Genomic DNA, 21653 nt, shown 5'->3' with positions numbered 1-21653 from the left:
TTTTTATTGGAACTGCCATAATACGAGGGTCCCCCCTGCCAGCGATTATTCTGCCGAGGTCAGCAGGTCTCCAGGGTTTCCCGGCCGTCCCCCTACGGTCTATCTAAAAGGGCGGTGATCAAATGAAATCATCAATATTATCCATAGTTTAATTAGATCCAAAACACCTTCAGGGAAAATTTTCCGGGGATCTCAGTATCGTTCCTGTTCACACCTTTTATGGATGTCAAATAATAACAATATGTTACATGAAAGGATGCTTATATATCAGTCGTGCCATATGCCGTTCCTCCTTCAGGAATGTTTTAATCTGCTGTTCGACTGGAATCGGTATCTGCTCGGAATGTAAACCGAAATAATGGCGGGTCCGTATGACCAATTGACTAAAAAACCATTTGACTCCTAGTCCACTTTGGACGATAAGGGAATGGAGGGCAGGGAACCTGCCTGAAACCCTTTTGGGGAGATCGAGATGTCGAGTGCAAGGAAAGGCGATGGGAGCTGGCCCCTGTCGGAAGCCAAGGCAAGAATTTCTGAACTTGTCAGGCTTGCCCAGAGAGAGCCCCAGCGCGTTCAAGTCAGCGGAGAACCCGCAGGCGCGTTCATCAGCGAGAAGGATCTGCAACTTCTGATGGATATCAAAAAGCAGAGAATGGCCAGAATGCTTGAAAGGATCATCCGTTCCTCCCAGGAGGAGGGTGTTCATTCAGAGGATTTTGGCGAACTTAGAGGTCCGATCAAGGACATCGAGCTGAAGTGATGTGGAGGCGTCTTTGATCATCGATACCAGTGTCCTCGCCCCCCTGTTCAGCAAGGATCCCAAAAGACAGGCCGACGTCGCGAAGTTCCTGCAGGAGCAACCCCGCATTCTGACTTCTGCCATCGTCATCATGGAGATCGAAGCCGGCCTGCAAAAGCTCGGCTCCCAAAAAACCCTCGCCGACTTTCATGAGTTCGTTGAGGATGAAACGCTGCTGGACATCATCCCCGTGGACACAAAGATTGCAATGCTTGCCGCTCAAAAGCGGGCCGCGATGCAAAAGAAGGGTATCATTCTTCACAGCGAGGACCTTCTCATCGGCGCCACCGCACGGCTTCTCGGAGTTCCCCTGGCCACTCAGAATCGGAGGGACTTTGAGCCCTGGGATATCGAAATTATTTCGCCATTTTCCTGAATTTGAAAAGGTCCGGGCTGGTGCTGGCCTGGATTGCCAATTCTTTTCGCCGCAGGAAAGAAGCGCCTAATTGAATGTTTTTCAGCTTGTTCATTCGAGTCGGTCGACATAGGCAGCGTTTTAGACCCAACAGAAGTTACGAACGAAAGTCCAGGAGGCCAATTGGAAAGTGGGTCAAGATCCGAATGACATAGATTCAGGAGCGAAGTCTAAACCGAACGCCATTGCCACGATTCGGGGAGAGCCCTTTTTACTTCCTGAGCCGGGCCTGCCCTCGTCATTCTTTCGCATGCAGCTCCGCAGCCAGAGCCTGAAAGAGTTCACGGCTCCAGGCGCTGACTGAGCTGGCCTGAGTAGGTCCAACAAAAGGTCTTACGTCGTCTTGAGCTTTCTTGAAGTCCACGTTCGATATTTTCTCCAAGAACATCTCCCTCAAACGCGAAATACTCAGCGAACCTGCATCCGTATAATGACCTGATTGACGGAGTTTAGCCTCGAGGTAAACCATGTTCAGGCGAATCTTTTTCTGGATGTAAAACACAAGATCGAAATAGTCACGACCTTTGACGCGATTCTGAAACTGCCGTGCTAGTATCGCATGCATTTTTCCCGCAAAAAGCGAAGACTCATCGAGGGTTTTGATCAGGAAGACCTCGGGCTGCGTCAGCAGCTTATTCTCAAAAGTCGCGCCCGGTGGATTGCTTTTGTCCAGTTCCAGTTTAACCTGCAGCAGCTCGCTTTTTTGTGCTCGACTTCGACTTTCGATCACAAGGAGGCCATTGGCCGTCGACTGCTTTACAAAAGCTGAGCCCACGATGTGATCGGATTCATCTTTCTTCGCTTCAAATCGTGCATCGAACCCGTATAAGCGGAGTTCCTGTTCAACTGCGGTCTGATACCTGGCCCACTTGAACTGTGAATCCATTGTCAGCGAGCAAAAATCCAAGTCTTCGGAGAAACGCTCCAGGCCATACATGATCCTAAGGGCCGTCCCACCATAGAACGCCGCTTCTTCGAAAAAACCATGCCGATGGAGTCCTTTAAGGCAGATCTTTTGCAAGATTTCCTTTAGCGCATTCTTTTCATCTTGAGCCGTTCGAATGGTTCCATAGGTTTCCAACATCGATTTGATCATTGGATTCATGATTTATAACTTTCGACAAAGAGGTTGACAGCGCGTGAAATATAGAGAGGAGCAATACGACGAAGTTCCCGCCTGGATAGCTTTTCCAGTTCGCTTTCATCAATTCGCAAACTGTCCCGGACATAGTCCCGCATATCCTGAGCTTTTAAATTGTCTGACCGGAGACGAGCCCGGCTCAAGGTATCGAGCAAAGATTTTTCAGGACTTGCGATGCGAATGCTATAGTCGGCCTTCGCTTCGATTCGGTAAGAAGATCCAAAAAGATCCGTGGTCTGCTCATGAAACGCAAAGTCACCCACAGCCGTCTTAAAGCGGGTTGCATGTCGATCCGTGACCGACATGACAATTTCAACTCGCTCCGGAATAAGTCCATAGTGAGCCAGAGCTGTTTCGAATGAAACATAGGAAGGTGAAACCAAACGATTGGCTGCCAGGAAATGGTCAAAATTTTCCAGCTTTGCATAGAGTCCACGCCGGAGTCTGAGGAGCCGCCCCTGTTCCACGAGTTGCGACAATTTATGTGCAGGGGATGCATATTTTGTCATAAAGACCTTGGCTTCGGCCATCTCGAATACGGCTGGTAATTTTTTCAGAATCACATCAAAATCATTCATAGGAGGATAGCCATATATTACAATCATTTAAGCATATTAAAAGAAATAATGCCATCTAATGGAGGCCAAGAAAATGAATAATTTCTTCATTTTCTAAACCCTCGTATTATGGCAGTTTTCCAATAAAAAAGGAAGGCACCGATGGCCAATCGTCTACAGGCGGTGATCAGAATCTGATTCCCCTGCCCGCCCCGCGGGCTCCAAACAAACCCATGTGACCGCGCAGCGGGCACCGCTCTATCTTGATTTTGGATTTCTCGGGAATTCAGAAGAGAGAAGAAGTGGCGGACTCGACAGGAATCGAACCTGTATCAACGGAATCGGAATCCGTTATTCTATCCATTAAACTACGAGTCCACTTCTTGGATCGAAGAGCCATCAAATTAAAAGATTTGAGATTTTTGTCAACAGGTTAATGCCTGGGAATCAAGTTTGCTCCTGCTGGGAAAACTCCAAGGTGGCGTGATAAGATGTCAAAAACCCCAGGGAGTTCAAATATGCCAAGTGAGCGCATCGAGAAGCTCGATACCGCACGTATTGCACTCATAATGTCGGTCGCGCTGGAGGAATTCGCCCGGCATCGCTACCAGGATGCGTCTTTCAACCGAATCATCAAAGCCAGCCAGATGGCCAAAGGCACGATGTACTACTACTTCACCTCGAAGGAAGACCTCTTCACCACGCTCTACAAAGCCACGGTCAGGGAGTTCAACCGCATCCTTCCCCTCACCCGGCAGCTGCCAAGGCAGAAGCAACACTACTGGCAGACCACCCAGGAACTCATTGAAGGCCTGGAACAAACTCTCCAGCAAAAACCCGGCATCAGCCAGTTCGTGCTCAACTTCCTGGTCGGCGGCGAGCAACAGGACGAACACCCGGCCCGCGCCACCGCTCTGGCCGTGGACGCCTGGCTGCAGCAATGGATCACCCAGGGTCAACAGCTCGGCGTTCTGCGAAACGACCTCCCCGCCTCCCGCTTGACCGCGATCACCTGGGGACTTTGGCAGGCCATTCATCCTCTCCGAACGCCGTCTCATGGGACCGGGGATCAATCGGCGGTGCTGATCGACCTTTTGCAACGCCTCATGCGGCCTGACACTTTAACAAGCCAAAAGCCGGCGCTCCCTCTCGATGCGACGGAAGGCCGTGCTGACCTCAATTTTTGATGGCTGTTTGTTGCCCTGACCTCAGCGAGTGTTTATAGTGATCGCTGGACCCTGACACTGCTGATGGAAGAGCTGCATGCAAGCCTATCTCGACCTTTTAAAAACCGTGCTGGACAAAGGCGTCACACGACCGGATCGCACCGGCACAGGAACCCGCAGCATCTTTGGATATCAAATGCGCTGTGATCTGAGCCAGGGCTTTCCTCTGCTCACCACCAAGAAAGTGCATCTGAAATCCGTCATTCATGAACTGCTCTGGTTTTTGAGCGGGGACACCAACGTCAATTATTTGCGCGAGCACGGTGTTTCGATCTGGAATGAATGGGCCGATGAGCAGGGCGACCTGGGGCGGGTCTACGGCGCACAGTGGCGTTCGTGGCAAGCTCCCGATGGCCGCACCATCGATCAGATCAGCCAGGTGATGGAAAATCTGCGCCGCGATCCCTATTCCCGGCGTCACCTCGTGGTGGCTTATAATCCCGGCGAAGTGGAAACCATGGCTTTGCCGCCGTGCCACGCCTTCTTTCAATTTTATGTGTCCGAGGGCAAACTCTCGTGCCAGCTCTATCAACGCAGCGCGGATGTCTTCCTCGGTGTGCCCTTTAATATTGCCAGCTACGCGCTGCTCACCATGATGATGGCCCAGGTGCTGGACCTGAAACCTGGTGACTTCGTCCACAGTTTCGGTGATGTGCACCTCTATAACAGTCACGTGGAACAGGCCCAGCTGCAGCTCAGCCGCAGCCCGCGGCCTCTGCCCACCATGAATATCAACCCCGCAGTGCGTGATCTCTTCCAGTTCCGTTACGAGGATTTCAGCCTGCAGAACTATGATCCCCATCCGGCGATCAAAGCTCCGGTGGCTGTATGAAATTTTCCCACATCGTGGCCTGCTCCAAAAATCGTGTGATCGGACGAGAAGGCAAACTCCCCTGGCATCTGCCGGAGGATCTGAAACTTTTTAAAAGACTGACCACCGGCCATGTGGTGATCATGGGACGCAAAACCTATGAATCCATCGGTCGTCCCCTGCCCAAGCGTCTCTGCATCGTCGTTTCGCAGCAGGACCTGGATCTGCCGGCGGAAGTGCGCCGCGCCTCCAGTCTGGACGAAGCGCTGGCACTTTGCCAGGCGCTGGAAGGCCCCTGGGGTCATGAGGCCTTTATTATCGGGGGCGGTCAGATATATAATCAATCCCTGCCCATAGTGGATAACATCTATATGAGTCAGGTGCCTCTGGAGGTTGAGGGGGATACCTGGTATCCGGAAATCGATCCGAACCGCTTTGCGGTGAAAAGCCAGGAGCTGATTGATGGCGCCACGCCCTTTACCTTCACCGTTTATGAGCGTCAATCCACGACCAACTGATGGACTGCGCCTCGTCCACTGGAACATCAAGGAACTCGACACCGTAAAACTCAGCCTGCCGCAGCACCTCCAGGTGGAAGCGGCCGCCGACATCCTGCGCGGACTCGAACCGGATCTTTTCTCAATCAATGAAGTCCACTGCGACCCGGATCGGGATAATCTCGGCGATTTCCTGCGGCGCTTCGATTCGGATCGCACCCTGGCACACTACCGCCTCTCCCCGAGCAACACTGGTCTGCGCAGTGACCCGACCCGAAAAATCCTGGATCGCAGCAACTTCGGCTTCTTCCCAGGGCAGTATGCAACCGGATTTGCCAGCCGTTTTCCTTTGGAGAAAACCCTTGAAATTCAAAAGCTCCGCTGGAAGGACTTTGAACCGCAGAGCGACCTGAGCGGCTTCAACCTGGGCGGCGTCAGCCCGGATGAAATTGAACTTTTCGATAAAAGTTTTACAGTCCATTGGCTTCAGGTGAAAGGGCGCTCCCTCGCTGTCATCTGTCTGCATACCGTGCCTGCTTTTCACTTCGGTCAGGAGAAAAGCCCCAACACCGAACGCAATCGGGCCCAGCTTGAATTTCTACGCTGGTTCCTGGTCGGTGAACCCCGGCCGCATTTAAGCGCCCTCGGCATCGAACCCCTGCCACCGGATCAGGCCTTTATCGCTCTCGGCGACTTCAATTGTCCGCTCCGCGATGCTCATTATTCCGGTGGCGCTGTTCTTCAATCACTCCTGAACCATCCGCGAATACACAATGAAGTGGCCCGCATTCCCAAGGAAATTTTATGGGATCTGCCCCGCCTCGATCCCACCATCACGTTCTTTGCGGATGGCTGGGACTATAATCGCCTGCCCACGGAACTTGATTACGTCCTCGTCTCGCACGAGTTGCGCATGGATCAGCTGACCGTGGTCTTCGCCAATCCCGATCGTCGCATTCACGGGCTCTTTGATCCGGATTCGGATTTAACTCCATTGCTCGCAGCGCTGGCGGAACCGGGTCGTCAGGTGGGTCTTCAGCGTGGATCCGCGTTTGGCCGCACCGATCAGGTGGCGGTCGTATCCGTGCGTGAGGATTTCGCCCGCCTGCGTGCGGGCAGTGATCATCTTCCTTTGGTCCTGGATTTTGCCTGGCAGGATTGATCAGCGTTCACAGAAAACCGGCTTGTAGATCACCTGGCCATGCGCGTTATGCTGCGTATCAAACGTCACCGTGAGAAGATCCCCGACACGCAGGGCGCGGGTGGTGACAATATCGTCGCGCTTCAACCAGGTCATGCCTCCATAAAGATCCGGCCTTCCGTCCTTGTCGATAAAGATACAGCAAACGGTGGAACCCTTGATATTGAGTATCTTCGCTGTCGTACCCAGGTCGGGAGAAATATCCTGCATCGGAGCCCTCCTCTGGCCTTCCTTTTCGGATGCGGACCGTCCCGGCTCAAATCATTCTGCAAAGTCCCGTCCATCCAGGGTCTTGATCGGGTGGATTATTTTGCACTCAAGGGCGCAATTCTTACAATCCTGCAAAATTAAAAAAAGCCTGCCATCCAGCAAGGACAGCAGGCCTTGAGTCTATTTGCGCTTTATCCCTGCCACCCCTGCTTGCCGGAGGGGCGGCTGACAGGTCATGGTTGAGTCAGCTGCCCCGAGTATACGTCATGCCCTGTGCCTCTTGTCAAGGAAGGCAAATACGCATTTCAGAGAAATTTTCCAACACTGAATCCAAAAACCGGCAGGGAAAGATCCTCAAACTTTTTCAGAGCCTCGACCAATTTTTGCTGAATGACCTGCCCCTGCTGCGCTTCCGCCTCCTCCAGATTGCGAGCATCCACGTCGGCTGGACTGCTCGCTTCGGGATTGCGTATGCGGACGACAGTTCGCACAGACGAATGAGCCTGTATGGGAAACGACCAGCCTGAACTCAGCGAGAAAAAGTAATCGGTTTCACCGATGTCCCAACGATAGCCAAACGTCGGTCGCAGAAGACCTTGCTGCGTGCGGGTCGCAGCCTCTGCCTGAAATAATGTATTGGTCATCATCCGGTCCTGCGGATCAATGATTTCGAGATGGCTCTGCACAAGACTCTCAATGGTCACAATTCGTGACTCCCACGCAAGCATTAAATAAAACGATGAGGCGAAAGGTCGAAAGCTCAACCCCGCCCCGTGATGCGGTCCCAGCTCGACATCGAAAGGCAAATCGATATCCGGACTGCGGATGATAAAGCCATCGCGGTCCACCAGTTTGCGGCTCTTGATAAGGGTTTTCACCTGAAGGACGGTGGGCCGATGATAAAAGACGTGAAGGGAAAATCTGGGGCTGCTTATGTACTGCAATTCGGCGCCTAATCCTTCAGGAATGCCGATCGGAAGCCCGAGACTCCAGCGCCGGGTTCCCTCGCCTTCCTGAGCGCGAGCTGTCGTACACAGGAGGAGAAGCATACCTATCCACGCACGCAGACTCATAGACCTCCCACCCCGGAACAGAGTCGCTTCGCCTCCAGGTCCAGACGAAATTTTTTCTGGATGGCCTCGGGCTTTTGCCAGTGCTCCGTCGCCGTCATATGCAGGATATGACCCTGCGCGATATCCTGGCTGATGATGAGCTGGCGGCTGATTTGAAGCTTCCGCCAGCGGCCATCAGGATCCCGCCAGCCGGTTTGCATCTGAAGGGTCTGCAGACTGGTACCCGTGCTTTCCAAAATTTTTTGATAATCGAGAAGAAGGCCAGGCAGAGTTGTGTTCACGTCCTCTTCATAAACCTGCTCTCCAACCCGTGCGTCGAGCGAAAAGCGGGTGTCCCCAGGATTGTCGCGCGTCCGCAGAAAATGAAACTGAACACCACGTTGATCCAGATGGAACCAATCTTCCGGTTCGCTCTGTTCATGAATCACCTTCCAGCGCAGATCCGAACCCTGGCGTTCCTTCAGATCCGCTTCCTCATAGAAGGACTGTCCATCCATTTCAATGCCAAGCTCAAAAAATCCCAGCTTGGTGATCGCATCCATATCCCCAGGAATCTCGGGTTCAGGCAAGGCTTCCGTCGGTTGAATGCGGCTCAGGAAAACGGTCTCCAGGAGAACGCGTAAATCCCCAAAAGCCTCCAGACCAAAAATATCCTGCGTGCTGATCGGCACACAGGTCCCCGCCTTCAGATCACTGAGATAAGGCGAAGTCGGAGTTCCATCGCGCTGAGCCGCGGCGGCCACCGCATCACGAAAACGGCGGAAGACCGCACGGATCTGCTGACGGCCGTCCTCATGATAACGTTTGAGCAGCGCATCACGTCCCAGTGTTTTGATGTCATCGAGATGCTGCAGAAAATCCTCGACCGTATTCCAGGTTTGCAATTGCTCGGTGGTGATGGTTGCGGCTTCTATGGGATGATTGGGCTCCGCCCCCGTGCCCTGGGTACGCTTGCCAACCCGTACAACAATGGGCTGACAGGCGCTCAGGAGGAGGGTCATGACACACAGTATGGACACGCGTCCGCACATACCGGAGACCCCTGTTTCATATCATAATTCAAACTAATGCAAGAAATTGACCAACTTTATCAGGAGTTTGCACCTCTTTTTACTCCTTGGAAACACTCGGATAAACAAGGGCTGCCCCGGCTTTTTGCGGGTATCATCCTGTCAACAGTGTAAACACTGTCTAATAACATGACGTCGGATGCAGTGCTTGCTGATGGAGGTATAACTTCGCTAAGATAAACGCTGGTCACCTGGGTCTGCTGCCATGAGGAGTTTTCCATGCTTATTCGCCGTCACAACGGATTTGATATCAAAGCCTCTGAAATCACCCCGGAAGCCATCTACCAGGATCGCCGTCGTTTTCTGCAGACCGCCAGCCAGCTCGCGCTGGGCTCGCTTTTTTTGCCGCTCGATGAAGTTCTGGCCGCACCTGAGAAATATAATTATGCGAACATTCCCGGCATCAAGCCCAATCCTCGCTATCAGGACAAGGATCTGAAAAAGATCATCACGAGTCCCGAGGATTTCAGCTCCTACAATAATTTCTATGAATTCGGCATGGACAAGGACGACCCCAAGGACAACTCCAAAAAGTTCAAAACCAAACCCTGGACCATAAAAGTTCATGGTCTGGTCAGTAAACCCGCTGATTATCAGCTCGAGGACTTCTTAAAGCCTTATGAGCTGGAGGATCGCATCTATCGTTTCCGCTGTGTCGAAGCCTGGTCGATGGTTGTGCCCTGGGTCGGTGTGCCCTTGCACAGGATACTGAGTCGCGCTCAACCCACCAGTGCCGCGAAATATGTGCTGTTCAAAACTCTTCAGGATCCCGATCAGTTTCCCATGCAGAAGACCAAAATCCTGACCTGGCCTTATCAGGAAGGTCTGCGTCTCGATGAAGCCATGCATGATCTGACTCTGCTCACCGTCGGCGCTTACGGCAAGGTGCTGCCGAATCAGAACGGAGCTCCCCTGCGTTTGATCGTGCCCTGGAAATATGGTTACAAAAGTATCAAATCGATTGTTTCCATCGAGCTGGTCAGCGCGCAACCGAAAACAGCCTGGGAAATGAGTGCCCCGGATGAATATCCCTTTTATTCGAATGTAAATCCCGAGGTGCCGCATCCACGCTGGTCACAGAAAACGGAACGCGTCCTCGGCTCTGGATTCTTTAAGGCCAAGCAGAAAACCCTTATGTACAATGGCTACGCGGATGCCGTGGCCTCCATGTACAGCAAATTTGATAATAAGAAACTCTATTAAGGACGTGGTTTCATGAGATTGTGGTTTGGCGCGCTCTGGTTTCTCAGCCTGCCTCTGTTCGGGCAGAGTCTGACGAAACATGACGCGCACGTTTTGGAAGGAAAGGCCCAGGGCAGCACCTGGCGGGTGCTGTATCAGGGCCAGGAACAGAAGGACCTTAAGGCCGCAGTGGAAAAAGAGCTCGCGGCCTTTGATAAGATATTCTCCAATTATCGCCCGGATTCCGACATCAGCCGCTTCAATCAGCAGCCGAGCACCGACTGGTTCGCCGTGGATGCTGACCTGGTCACGCTCGTGGAACTGGCCCGCACGGTCAGCGAAAAATCGCGCGGTGCCTTTGATATCACCATCGGTCCCCTCCTTCGCGTCTGGGGTTTTGGCCCCTTTCGCGCCAAGGATCCTAAGATTCCTGGTGACAACGATATCAAGGCCGCGCAGAAGGATGTCGACTATAAGAAACTCCTGAGCCGCCGCAAGCCTCCGGCCTTGAAAAAAGCCAATCCCAATCTTCACGTGGATCTCTCCGGTGTCGCCCAGGGTTACAGTGTCGATCACGTGGCGGCTTTTCTGGATCAGCGTGGTATCGCAAGTTACATGGTGGAAATCGGCGGCGAGATCAAAACCAAAGGACGGAAAGCCGATGGAAAGCCGTGGACGCTAGGCATTGATACTCCGGATAATTCGGGTGGCGTGGCCGCGGTTCTGCATCTCGAAGGGCGTGGATTAACCACGGCCGGTGATTATCGGGAATATTTTGAAAAGGATGGCAAACGCTATAGTCACACGATCGACCCGCGCAACGGTCGTTCTGTTCAACACGCTCTCGCTTCCGTGTCGGTGATCGCTCCTGCGGTCTGGGAAGCGGACGCCTGGGATACGGCGTTCATGGTGCTGGGTCCCGAGAAGACACGCCGGATGGTGCCGCAACTGAAGACGCTCTCGGTCTATATGATTCTTCATGAAGGCCGCGGCTTCCGCACGGAAAGTCTCGGTGGTTTTGACAAATATCTCAGCGAGGGCAGCAAGCGTTAGCCACCCGCTTGCGACCGCTTTCAAATTCCGCATAGCAATAGCCCTTGGGTGTCGGAGTCGGGTTGAAACCGCACTGCGGGTTTGCTGGAGTTTGCGGGTCCGTTGGCACCACCACCGGCGGCTCACCTGGACCTTCCCCCGTATCGCGCAAACCTGAGAGCGTCCATTCCACGGGATAATGATCGGAGACCTGCTGGGCCTCGGCCTGGGTCATGCCGTAGGCGGTTTGGAAATTAAAGGGTTTCGCAACGCTGCTGGCGCGCGGCAACTGACCAAAGGCCAGCACCCGATCATAAGTGCAGGTGGTGTTGGCCACGGTCGTATCCGCGTCCTCGGGCACGAGCGGCGTCACAGCATCACGAAAAAAATCAAAACCCTGACGGAAATTGTAGTAACTGCAGTCGGCATTCAGGTCACCGACGATAAAGATGTTGCGGCTACCCAGTTTTTGTTTGGCGTCATCATAAACCGGCGGCAGGGCATTAAGTTCCGCGTCCACATCCGATGGGCTGGTGTGCACGCCGATCATCGTGAAGGAATCGTTACCGAACCGGAAACGCGCGACATAAGGCTCGCGTTCAAAGAGATCGCGGCTATCGTGATACACATAGGCCTGATCCGGCATCACTCTGTCCGGATTATAAAGATAGGCATACTGCTCCTTGGAGACCGTACGGCCCAGGCGTTCGCTGACGATGATCTGATAGTGTTTGGAACTTTGTTCATTGAGGCGCTGCAGGAGATCGTAGATGGCGGTGTCTTCGGAGTCGCGGATTTCCATGATAAAAACGAGGTCGTAGCGGTCGAGGATGCGGATCAGGGTCGAAACTGCGGCGGCTTTCTTCATCTTGGACTGGCCAAAGATCTGGATGTTGAAGGAAGCCATTCGAAGCGGCGAGTCGGCGGCCCTTGCCCCTCCGCCGGGACTCCAGCAGAGAAAGATGAGGCAAAGACTCAAAAATAAAGAGACAGGCCCTTTTCGCAACACGGGTCTCATCAGGACTCCTGCTTCGAATTTTTCGATGGGTGACATCTACTCATAATCCTGGGACAGGTCAACAGTTTCTCTCATAAGATCACCTACGTCAATTTAGGGGAATTCAGGCCCTACGATGCCATGGCCGCTGGCCCTCCGCTGGTGATCGCCGGCCTCCGGTGCCGTGGCCGCTGGTCTTTCACTGGTGGTCGCCGGCCTCCAGTGCCTTGGCCGATGGTAAACCTCCCACACGCCGCTTATGGCCCACCGTTGCGGGCGACGCGACCAGCCGTATTCGTTAGCTTTTAACACTATATTTTAAGCGCGTTGCCGAGCCAGGCTGGGATCCGGTCGTATTTCAGCCATCAGAGTTTCGAGGCGCTGGTCCTTGTCCTGATAAAGTTTCAGAAGCCAGGCGGAACGACCCTCGGGATCGGAAGGCAGGGACTCAATCGGATAACGTTTGATCTCCACGGTCACCGGCGTGCCCTGGCCGGACAGGAGATCCCAGAGCGTCGGCGCCCGATGGGGATAGGCGATCGTGAGATCATAGACAGCGTGCAGGTGTCCTTCCAAACCCTCAAGGGTGGCCAGAAAACCCCGCACCCGGGGGATCAGGACATGCCGGGGCACCGGCAGCTGACTTTTGCGGGCGAATTCCTGGGCCGCGGCGAGCTTGCCCGGCTTCTTGCGGGTGCCCTCGGGATAAATATTCACCCAGACCGGCACGCGATCCTTTTGAAATTTGCGCAGCTGTTCCACGACCCGGGCCCGATCCTCGGACCAGTTGCGTTTCATAAAGATGCATTCCAGGAACACCATGCCCCAGCCAGGACCCGGCACCCATTTCAGGACGTCCTTGACGAAAAATTTCATATCGCCCAGCCGATTGTAGACCCGGCCGACGATCAATTGGACCACGATGTCCACCGCACTCTGGTGATTGGCCAGAACCAGCGCGTTTTCATCATATGGCAGGCGATCGCCGATGAGTTTCACCGAAATGCCGCCGAAGGTTTGCGCCATGTACCCAACGTAGGACCAATAGAGGTTGGCCCAGAAATTGTTATAGCGGCGAAACCATTTCAAACTGATGGGCTTCCACAGGATGCTCAGCATTTGGAAGGCATTGATGATCAGCAGGGGTAGAAATGCAAAAACGCTAAACAGAATAGCTCGAATGAAGCTCATAGAGACGCCTCCGGCGTGAACCCAGGAAAGCGTCCATCCTATCACAGGGATCGGGGCGAACGAAGAGAGGCAGTTGTACGCGCCAGGTCTTACAAGGTGGTCCCGCGGATGCCGAACACATAGAACTGGGTATCGATCTTCCACTTGGAAGCGTTATAACGTTCCCAGAAATCGTGAAAAGTCCCGGGCTCGGATGCCGCGCGGAAAACCTGATAGGAAGGCGTTCCCGTCACCTGGCGGTTGCCGGCTCCCAGAAAGACCTGAAACCCCGGGCGGAAGGTATAATTTACCTGAGCCATCACTTCCCTGACGACAAGGCGTGACCGCTCCATTTTTGTGATCCCGCACTCTGGTTCATCGGTCGGGCAGGTGATCCCAAAGTCGCTGGAACCATCACCCTTGGTGAAACTGAAGCCCTCGCCCTGGTGACCGGCCACCGAAAAATTGAACAAGGCATCCGGGAAAAGATGAAGCTCACCCACCGGTCCGCGATAATCAAATTGTGTGCGGCTGGCTCCGGCCTTGGTCCAGTTTTTTTGCGCAGTATAAAATCCGACCTTTTGATAACCGACCGTGAGACCGGCGAAGCCGATGCGCACCAGCTGAAAGCCGGCCTTGAGCCGGATGGAACTGTAGGATTCCTTGTTGCGCCACTCGCCTTTATCCACACTCAGATCCCCATGAACCGCAGCGTTCACGCCGTTCACAAAGAGGGTTTTGGTGTTCGCCAGGAGGGTTGGGCTCAGACTCAGCGCAACGGTGAGGAGCAGCGCATTCTTACCTAAGGTCATCATCTCACGTTCTCCCTTCAGCAGTGTCCGGACGGCCTTGAGCTGCAAAGAGTGAGCCCCGAGTCTGGTCAGCAACTCTTTGAAATGGCAGGACGCAGTCCATCCAGGGCTGAAGCCCTGGACGACACTGTCAGCTGTTGCGACATTGTTACTTGGAAATTCGAGACTTACGCAAGGGAAGAATGCAAAAGCGGCTATTTCAGGCCAGTGAATCGTTTCAGCCGATCACCCCAACTGGATTTGCCATCCGAATCCAGCATCACATTCGGATCCTTCATGGCATTTTCGTCGCTGGTTCCTTCCGGGCGTCCGCCGCCACGGCCGCGTCCACCACGGCGCCGGCGTTTCTTGTACTTCTTCTGACCGCCATGGCCGGCAGCCGCCGGTTCCTCATTCAACCTGGGGAAATCACCCCATTCAAACGTATAAACTTCGTCGGCCAGTGAAATCAGGTCGCGATGGACGGTATTGGCATGTCCGCACCAAAGTGAAACGGTCACGCCATGTTCCTTGGCCGCTTCGACCGCCGGGACAAAATCACTGTCACCCGCGACCAGGACGGCATGCTGAATATGTCCGGCGGCGGCATGGCGAACAAGGTCGACCGACAGCAAAACGTCCACGCGCTTTTGTTCATAATACTCGCGTTGACCTTCCCAGCGTTTCTGCAACTTGCCCAGACGAATGGCCCACCGACCCAGACTCAATAAATTTTCGACGAAAGTCTTGTGGACCTCCATGCGTTTCAATTCATCTTCCGTGGGTTCGGGCGACATATAAGGGGCACAGTCGTAGTAATAGCAGCGAAGCAGATCCAGCGGAAAGGACGAGCGCAGGGGATTTAGAAAATAATCAGCCATGTCAGCATAGTCAGGTTCGATCTTATGCATTTTGAACTGAGTTCTCACATAGGCCCCATCGATAAAGATAGCGGCTCTCAAAAGTACCTCCTTGGTTCCGTACCACAGTTAGGCTTGCGGATACGTGTCATACAGACTGATTTTAACAGTCTGGCTCCCAGCATTCATACACGAAAGTGCCAGGACCTTCAAACACGCCTCGCGATCATAGCATGATTCTGCAGAATGAGGAGATGGTCGGCTCGTCACCACTCTTAAGGCAAGGTCTCCTGCCACTTCCCCAGGAACTTTTCCGCCCCCTGCCGGATGGCATCCAGCCGGTTGGATTGAATCCGCTCGATCACATCCACAAGGTAATGCGCCGCGACGATTCTTGGGATAAATACGTACGCAGCGCCCTGGGCATACATTTGTCGAGCGGCGTCGATGGTCTCGGCGGTGACGATATGCAGGGCCTGAGGAGCAAGATCCTGCAGCGTGCGCAGTAGTTTGAGATTGCTCGTTCCTTTGAAGAGATGATCGGGCACCGTGGAAATAATAATGGCCGCTTTATCAAGATGAAGATGCCGGAGCGTTTCACTGTGCGCGACATCGCCATAAACCGCCTGCACATTGCGTTCATGAAGTTTGGCCAGAGTCTCGGGATTATAGTCGACGACCAGCACATCCTCCAAAAAGGTCTGGGTGTGGCGCCTTGTGATCTCCTCCAGAAACGAGCTGGCCTCCCGATAAAAACCGAGCAGCACAATGCGCGGCACCTTGTGCTCCGGGTCCCCGGCATGATCATCCCGTGGCTGGGAATCGCGGATGCGCAGACGCGCGAGCCATGGCCCCAGAAAACCATGGATCGCATGAACCTTCGGCATCAGAACCGATGACAGAAGAAAGCTCGCGACCAGAGCCAGAATACAGGCCGAAAGAAAATCCTTCGGCACATGTCCGAAGCTCACGCCCAACGTGGCCAGAACCAGGGAAAATTCCGACATCTGACCGAGGTTGATGGCCGGCACGAGACTCCCCCGTGAGCCATAACCCAGAAACAGAAGCACAGGGGATACGGTGAGGAGACGACTGGCGATCACAAACAGAGTTAACCATCCGGCCAGGGTAATAACCTGAAGGGTGGGACTGGGGATTTGCATCCCGAGGGCCACGAAAAAAAGCGTGATAAAAAAGTCCCGAAGGCTCGTGATCTTCGCGGCGATATCGGTGTGATAGGGAAAGGCCGCGATGCTGATGCCGGCCACCAGCGCTCCCATTTCCCGCGACAATTGCATGAAACCAGCCAGGCCACTGACACCAAAACACCAGGCCATCGCCGCGACCAGCACCAGCTCCGGTTGTTTGCCGATCCGTTTGAAGACCCAGGGAAGGACGAAACGGGCCAGAAGCCAGCTCATCACGATCAAAAACACCGCCTTGGCCAGCGAGAGAAGAACGGTATCCACGGCCAGTTGATTCAGGTTGGGCTGCAAGGCCAGGAAGCTGATCGCCCAAAGATCCTGCAAAACAAGGATACCGAGCGTGATGCGGGAGGTCATCAGGTCGAGTTCCAGGCGATCACTCAGGACTTTGACCACAACCAGCGTGGAGGACAGTGAACCGGCGATGGCCAGATAAGTCAGCGTATAATCATTCCCTCGATTTTGATAGCCAAGCAGATAGAACATCCCCAGAGCCAGACCCGCACAACCGAGAAACTGGGTGACGCCATTGATCATGACCGCTCGACCCGCGCGCATGAGTTTGCGCAGATCGATTTCCAAACCGAGGATGAACATCAAAAGAACCAGCCCAATCTCCGAAAGCGTGGCGATGCTCTGGGGATTCCGCACGAGGCCGAAACCAAGCCCGGGGCCCAGAATCAAACCCGCCGCAAGGTAAGCCAGCACCAGCGGCAAGCGCAGCCAGTAGGCTGGCAGTCCCAGGGCCGCGGCCCCCAGGATCGAAAGCGCAACATCGGTCAGCAGCGAATGATCATCCATGAATATCCAGGCCCTTTCATATAGGTCGGGGAAAGACTCGCGATCCTGCGCTCTTTGTTTGGTTCAAACTCTTATTTTACGGCACTTTCGTGCAAATTCCCAATGCTGTCCAAACGCGGTTTCCATCATCGCTTGAATTGACCTTTTCGAAACAAATACAAGAAAACAGCTATCGTTTCACGTTTATGCAACTCATAAAAATGAGTTGACCATTCACATACGACTCTTCTACTGTGTGAGAAGACGCAACGCACAATTTGCATTTGGGAGGAAGTGATGAGTGTTTCAATCACAAGATGGACGCTACTTTCCGGCTTTATTGTTAGCGTATCATGGGGCTGTGGACAGTCCACCCAGGACACATCGGATTTGATGATACGTGGTGGGGAGGAAGTGAAGGCTGATGATCTCAGCACCATTCGTCGATCGACTGTGGCTCTCACCACCGACTATGTGAAGGAAGGCAGCTGGAGAGCCGCCCAATCCCTGCTGGAAGCGGGGCATTCGTTCTGCAGTGGGACGATCGTCGCACCCCGCGTGATCGTAACCGCGGCTCACTGCGTCCAGGAGCTGATCAATAACAACGAAAAAGGCGGCCCCCTGCTGCCCAAGCCTGAAAACTTCATTGTGCACTTCGATACGAAAATTGCCATGGAAGGCAACTACATCCGAGCTGAGAAAGTGATACCGCACCCGGATTGGAGTCCATCCCAGACGCTTTCCCCTTTCCCGCTGGGCAAGCCTCATGATATCGGCGTCGTGATTCTGTCCGAAGACATTCCGGAAGGCATGATGCCCGTGAAGATCGCGGATCCGAGCATCAAGATCAAAGATAAGCCTGCGGTGCTGGCTGGCTTTGGCGTCACCAAGGACCGCTTTAACAACGACACCGGTATCCTGCGGACCATCACTTCGGTCTTTTCCGCAGAAAATGGCAATGCCGCTCGTGTGACCCATGGCACCTGGTTCAAGGGAATCTGCGCCGGTGATTCCGGTGGCCCCGCCTACATCGAAGTGGAAGGTGAACTCCAACTGGTGGGCGCTGCCTCCACCGGCGCAGAAATTCCGATCCTCGGCTGTGCAGGCGCCAACTGCGCCGGTGATTCCGGTGGCCCCGCCTACATCGAAGTGGAAGGTGAACTCCAACTGGTGGGCGCTGCCTCCACCGGCGCAGAAATTCCGATCCTCGGCTGTGCAGGCGCCAATAGCAATTCCACAGACGTTCGTCATTATAAGGATTGGATCGAAAGCGTTAGCCTCTAAGGCCGACACAGGTCAAGCCAGGAGGTGATCCGCCGCATCCAGACTCTGACAAAGGGAGTCCTGGATGCGATGTCTGAAGCGAAAAATCTGGGATGAGACCGTTCCTTTCGAGGTATGCGTCATGGCCGCGATCTCGTGAATCTTGTAGCCGCCCTGATAGTGCATCTTGAAGAAACGTGACTCCGGGCGTTCCTGGATATCATCCAAGATCTTTTCCAGCAGGGCGCGTTGCAGACGGCTGCGACGTTCCTCCTGCTCCTCGGGAATGTTGTCGAAGAACTCCGGCTGCAGGCCCCGCATATAACGCCGGCTGCGGCGATAGGCGTCCACATGAAGATTGCGAGCCACCGTGACGAGCAGACGCCGGTAGTCACCTTCCACATCCTTTTGCAGGATGGGATAGCAGCGCAGAAATGTTTCCTGCAGGATATCCTCACAGTCCTCTGCACTCACACCGCGTTTCAATAGAAAGCACTTCAAATATTCCTGATGTTTGACAAAAGCTTGCGCAAAGCTCCGCCCCGAGCCTCTGTTCATGGCTTTCTCCCTTGAATGCATTGTGTTGATTGAATGTACGGCTGGAACCCGCCTGAATCAAAACTAGCACCGAGGGTTCGGCACGGAATAGTAGATAGTTTTAAGAAGTGCCGGGCGATTTTAAGGAAAAGTTACGGGGTGCAGCCTGATTGACATACACCCCAGGTTCCCCTCAAAAGCCAAGGCGGGTGACAACAAAGCAGCCGCCGTTGCCGGGGTTATAGGCTTGGAAGGTAACGTAACTATTGGAACTTAGGAGGTCCCGCATCCAGTGCGTACCTGTTGATGATGACAGGTAGGAGTTCTGTCTCTGGTTGGGCGCTGTAAAGATCCAGGCCACCGCCCCGGGACTGGTTTGCCGCAGGCAGGGTGGTTCGTTCGGGCCAATCGCGCGATCCTGCCACGAACACTGTCCGGGCTGAAGACCGGACGGAGCCGGACCAGGGGCCTTGGTATAATAAACGAGCGCAGAATTATCGATAGTCGAGAGTCCCAGGGTGAGGCCGCTGTTGCTGATGCCTCCACCGCGGCAGGTCAATGGATAAGTCTGCTGAGCCTGAGCCGCTCCTGCGAGCAGCAGAGAAGAGATCATGATCCAACGTTTCATAGCGTTCCCTTTCCAAAGAGTTCACCCTCTGAACGCCGGTGCCGGAATTTTCTTGCAGAAAATATTTCGGATTGAAGACGGCCGGAGGCTAAGATGACCTCCGGCCTTTACCTATATTAGTGGACAGGGCGGCTCAGCATCCGTGGTGCATCCGCAGAGAGGCGGGCATCAAACGGAGTTCCGGCCTGGCAGGAAGGATCGACCAGGAACGAACCGAGATGGGTGACTCGACGCGGCATATCATCGTTTTTCAGATGACCCGACATCGCCGCCTGACCGAAAGGCTGGAAGGGCGAGATATGATAGAAACCATCAATGACGTTTTGATCGCTGGAGTGGCAGCCATTGCAGGTGTTGAGATTGAACACTCTCGCCTTCTCCGCATCGCCGTTCACCGTCCATTGCGGGCCATTATTCGCCACCTGGGCCTTGGCCCCTTTCATGTTGGCTGGAATATCATAGTTATTCCGGATAAGATTATCGAGCGAGATACCGCTCACGAAACGATTCAGCTCCGCGCTGTTGTTCACCGCCTCCTTGGGTGTTTTCTTCACGTCCACCTGAATAAGACGGGCATTGGCACTCCCCGCCGCCGGCTGCAAGGTAAATTCACGCAGCTCCCAGGGATCCCCAAAGGCAATTTCATTGGTCCGCGCCTGACTCAGGCGGGCCTGCACAAAACCACCCTGATTGCGATGCGTGAACATGCGGGTGATTTGCGCCAGCCGTCCGACATAGGCATCACAGGACGATGCGCTGCAGGGCTGTGACCCCAGTTCATGCCAGAGCTGAGCCCAGCGGCTGATCTCGCTGTCGCTGCCCACGGAAATCTTATATTCAAAGATCAATGTGAAAGGCCGGGCATTGACGCCGGCATCCTGGGGACGATCCGTGGTGCGTTCGAGCAGGGCAAAAGCGAGCCTCGCTTCACCGGCATCACCCGCCACCAGAGGATTACGCAAATCCAGGCGATTGGTAATTCCGATCAGGCGGAACGGGGCGATGCTCAGATCCAGACCTTCCACACCACGGGCGTCGGAGGCCTCTCGCCATTCCGTCAGCACCTGAATAAAATCAGGCCGGGCGCGCGCTGTATCACCACTGGTGAAACGGGTTTCCGCCTGCCAGTTCTGAACCCAATTGCCGAAGAAGGCATCCACCTGAGTCGGGGTGGGATTCCCGCCGAGCAGTTGCTTGACGATTTCACCGATGTGCCAGGAGCCTCCGACCTGCGCTTCCCGGCTGCGGAACACGGCGGCTTCACCGACAGCAAGTTCTTTCATGGCCTGGATCGAAGGAGGCGTACAGTCTGGACCGGACGCTTGGAAAAGTTTATGAAAGCGTGAGCTCAATTGCTTCTCAGCCTGGCTGGCGTTGAAGGACACATCCCGCGCATCAAACACCAGGGCTTGATTCAACTTATTCAGGGTCGCATTCAGAATGCGCGCTTCCTCGTCGATCACCACCCTTTGCGCCTCGGCCTCCTGAATTTTGGTCTTGAGGCCTGCGAGATCGCTGTTCACCTGATTCAGGGACGCCTGGGCATCAGCCAGCGCTTTTTTCAATTCCGAAACGTTCCCGTCGCCCTGAGCCGCTGCAATGCGGTCCTTCAGTTCGACGATCTGCTTATCAAAGGAAGCGAGGATGCCCTTCAGCTGAGCGATTTGCGCCGGATTACGGGCCTGCACCAACTGCTGACGAATTTTTTCCCTCTCGCTTTCAGCAAACCTGAGCGCAGCCTGAAGCTCCGCCACGTTCTCGCCCGAGGGTGTGCCGCCGCCCTGATTGATCTGTTTCTGCAAATTTTGAATCTGAGTCGTTAGACTGGCCTGACGCTCCTGCAGGGTGTCCTGATCGCGATGAAGAGTCTCCAGGGATTCGTTCACGCGATTGCGGCTCAAGGTGATATCGGCTTCCAGCTCGCTGCGAAATACATTGAGTTTCCTGCTGGCACGCAGCGTTCCGCAGTCCTGCACGCCACGCGGCGCCGCCACCTGGCATTCGCGCTGGCGGACAGTGTCCCCTTCCAGAAGATAGAGAAAGGTCCGGGCAAGCTTGCCTTCCTTATCACTTAAATTCGTGGCAATCGATTGAACATGGGAGTCCGTGGGTTGATTGTCCGAACAGGCTGTCCACAACCCGAGTACACTCAGGAGTACCGGCAATTTTTTCATAGGCTCAGATCCTCGCGATGAAATGAAGAGCAAT

General features: G+C 54.2%; 22 protein-coding genes and 1 tRNA gene. 9 read left to right on the top strand and 14 right to left on the bottom strand.

What is annotated here, in order from left to right:
* Positions 1-472 precede the first annotated feature (472 nt).
* Positions 473-760 carry a type II toxin-antitoxin system prevent-host-death family antitoxin gene (locus OLTU_RS10495; protein ID WP_141732710.1) on the top strand — a complete coding sequence of 96 codons (288 nt, stop codon included), beginning with the start codon at positions 473-475 and terminating at the stop codon, positions 758-760.
* 13 nt (positions 761-773) lie between these two features.
* The gene (locus OLTU_RS10490) at positions 774-1175 is read left to right on the top strand and encodes a type II toxin-antitoxin system VapC family toxin (RefSeq protein WP_176736509.1); all 402 of its coding nucleotides are present in this window, start codon (positions 774-776) and stop codon (positions 1173-1175) included.
* A gap of 277 nt (positions 1176-1452) precedes the next feature.
* Here the strand turns inward: OLTU_RS10490 and OLTU_RS10485 are convergent, their stop codons facing one another.
* From OLTU_RS10485 to OLTU_RS10475, 3 genes are all read right to left on the bottom strand, one after another.
* Positions 1453-2295, bottom strand: coding sequence for a nucleotidyl transferase AbiEii/AbiGii toxin family protein (locus tag OLTU_RS10485; protein WP_176736508.1), 843 nt, complete (start codon positions 2293-2295; stop codon positions 1453-1455).
* 20 nt (positions 2296-2315) lie between these two features.
* Positions 2316-2933: a type IV toxin-antitoxin system AbiEi family antitoxin domain-containing protein gene (locus OLTU_RS10480; protein ID WP_141732707.1), complete on the bottom strand. Its 618-nt coding sequence runs from the start codon at positions 2931-2933 to the stop codon at positions 2316-2318.
* Between the two features lie 282 nt (positions 2934-3215).
* A tRNA-Arg gene (locus tag OLTU_RS10475) sits at positions 3216-3290 on the bottom strand.
* Between the two features lie 140 nt (positions 3291-3430).
* On the opposite strand from OLTU_RS10475, the gene OLTU_RS10470 reads away from it, so the two are divergent.
* From OLTU_RS10470 to OLTU_RS10455, 4 genes are all read left to right on the top strand, one after another.
* Positions 3431-4099, top strand: a complete 669-nt coding sequence (locus OLTU_RS10470) for a TetR/AcrR family transcriptional regulator (protein WP_176736507.1) — start codon at positions 3431-3433, stop codon at positions 4097-4099.
* A 76-nt stretch (positions 4100-4175) separates the two neighbouring features.
* Complete coding sequence (locus tag OLTU_RS10465) at positions 4176-4970, top strand: thymidylate synthase (RefSeq protein WP_141732705.1); 795 nt, start codon at positions 4176-4178, stop codon at positions 4968-4970.
* Entirely contained in the window at positions 4967-5467 is a 501-nt protein-coding gene (locus OLTU_RS10460; protein WP_141732704.1) for a dihydrofolate reductase, read from the top strand. The genes OLTU_RS10465 and OLTU_RS10460 overlap by 4 nt, the downstream gene beginning before the upstream one ends.
* Positions 5442-6608: an endonuclease/exonuclease/phosphatase family protein gene (locus OLTU_RS10455; RefSeq protein ID WP_218109963.1), complete on the top strand. Its 1167-nt coding sequence runs from the start codon at positions 5442-5444 to the stop codon at positions 6606-6608. The genes OLTU_RS10460 and OLTU_RS10455 overlap by 26 nt, the downstream gene beginning before the upstream one ends.
* On the opposite strand, the gene OLTU_RS10450 is transcribed toward OLTU_RS10455, so the two are convergent.
* The 3 genes from OLTU_RS10450 to OLTU_RS10440 form a co-directional block, all read right to left on the bottom strand.
* Positions 6609-6857: a hypothetical protein gene (locus OLTU_RS10450; RefSeq protein ID WP_141732702.1), complete on the bottom strand. Its 249-nt coding sequence runs from the start codon at positions 6855-6857 to the stop codon at positions 6609-6611.
* 305 nt (positions 6858-7162) lie between these two features.
* Positions 7163-7906 (bottom strand): hypothetical protein, encoded by a 744-nt coding sequence (locus tag OLTU_RS10445; protein WP_218109962.1) that lies wholly within the window; start codon positions 7904-7906, stop codon positions 7163-7165.
* 20 nt (positions 7907-7926) lie between these two features.
* Complete coding sequence (locus OLTU_RS10440; RefSeq protein WP_141732700.1) at positions 7927-8961, bottom strand: hypothetical protein; 1035 nt, start codon at positions 8959-8961, stop codon at positions 7927-7929.
* A 258-nt stretch (positions 8962-9219) separates the two neighbouring features.
* Here OLTU_RS10440 and msrP point away from each other — a divergent pair, with 258 nt between their 5' ends.
* Together msrP and OLTU_RS10430 are read left to right on the top strand one after the other, a co-directional pair.
* The gene (msrP, locus tag OLTU_RS10435) at positions 9220-10203 is read left to right on the top strand and encodes a protein-methionine-sulfoxide reductase catalytic subunit MsrP (protein WP_141732699.1); all 984 of its coding nucleotides are present in this window, start codon (positions 9220-9222) and stop codon (positions 10201-10203) included.
* A gap of 12 nt (positions 10204-10215) precedes the next feature.
* The gene (locus OLTU_RS10430) at positions 10216-11235 is read left to right on the top strand and encodes an FAD:protein FMN transferase (RefSeq protein ID WP_141732698.1); all 1020 of its coding nucleotides are present in this window, start codon (positions 10216-10218) and stop codon (positions 11233-11235) included.
* Here OLTU_RS10430 and OLTU_RS10425 read toward each other — a convergent pair.
* The 5 genes from OLTU_RS10425 to OLTU_RS10405 all read right to left on the bottom strand — a co-directional run bounded on the left by OLTU_RS10425 (position 11213) and on the right by OLTU_RS10405 (position 17038).
* Positions 11213-12121 carry an exonuclease/endonuclease/phosphatase family protein gene (locus OLTU_RS10425; RefSeq protein ID WP_281181266.1) on the bottom strand — a complete coding sequence of 303 codons (909 nt, stop codon included), beginning with the start codon at positions 12119-12121 and terminating at the stop codon, positions 11213-11215. The genes OLTU_RS10430 and OLTU_RS10425 overlap by 23 nt on opposite strands.
* Positions 12122-12529: 408 nt before the next feature.
* Positions 12530-13402, bottom strand: coding sequence for a lysophospholipid acyltransferase family protein (locus OLTU_RS10420; protein WP_141732696.1), 873 nt, complete (start codon positions 13400-13402; stop codon positions 12530-12532).
* A gap of 89 nt (positions 13403-13491) precedes the next feature.
* The gene (locus OLTU_RS10415; protein WP_141732695.1) at positions 13492-14196 is read right to left on the bottom strand and encodes a hypothetical protein; all 705 of its coding nucleotides are present in this window, start codon (positions 14194-14196) and stop codon (positions 13492-13494) included.
* Between the two features lie 191 nt (positions 14197-14387).
* Positions 14388-15134 (bottom strand): NYN domain-containing protein, encoded by a 747-nt coding sequence (locus OLTU_RS10410; protein ID WP_176736506.1) that lies wholly within the window; start codon positions 15132-15134, stop codon positions 14388-14390.
* Positions 15135-15307: 173 nt separating this feature from the next.
* Positions 15308-17038: a cation:proton antiporter gene (locus tag OLTU_RS10405; protein WP_141732693.1), complete on the bottom strand. Its 1731-nt coding sequence runs from the start codon at positions 17036-17038 to the stop codon at positions 15308-15310.
* Positions 17039-17314: 276 nt separating this feature from the next.
* Here OLTU_RS10405 and OLTU_RS10400 point away from each other — a divergent pair, with 276 nt between their 5' ends.
* On the top strand, positions 17315-18301 hold the full coding sequence (locus OLTU_RS10400; RefSeq protein WP_141732692.1) for a S1 family peptidase: 987 nt from the start codon (positions 17315-17317) through the stop codon (positions 18299-18301).
* 12 nt (positions 18302-18313) lie between these two features.
* Here OLTU_RS10400 and OLTU_RS10395 read toward each other — a convergent pair whose 3' ends face one another.
* From OLTU_RS10395 to OLTU_RS10385, 3 genes are all read right to left on the bottom strand, one after another.
* Positions 18314-18838 carry an RNA polymerase sigma factor gene (locus tag OLTU_RS10395; protein WP_176736505.1) on the bottom strand — a complete coding sequence of 175 codons (525 nt, stop codon included), beginning with the start codon at positions 18836-18838 and terminating at the stop codon, positions 18314-18316.
* Between the two features lie 172 nt (positions 18839-19010).
* A complete protein-coding gene (locus OLTU_RS10390) occupies positions 19011-19445 on the bottom strand; it encodes a hypothetical protein (protein ID WP_141732690.1) in 435 nt (144 codons plus the stop codon).
* Positions 19446-19561: 116 nt separating this feature from the next.
* Positions 19562-21619, bottom strand: coding sequence for a hypothetical protein (locus OLTU_RS10385; protein ID WP_141732689.1), 2058 nt, complete (start codon positions 21617-21619; stop codon positions 19562-19564).
* Positions 21620-21653 lie beyond the last annotated feature (34 nt).

It is taken from the genome of Oligoflexus tunisiensis (genome assembly GCF_001748245.1).
GTDB classification, from domain to species: Bacteria; Bdellovibrionota_B; Oligoflexia; order Oligoflexales; family Oligoflexaceae; genus Oligoflexus; species Oligoflexus tunisiensis.
The sequence above is the reverse complement of the archived record's forward strand: the minus strand, read 5'-3'. Positions and strand labels throughout refer to the sequence as shown.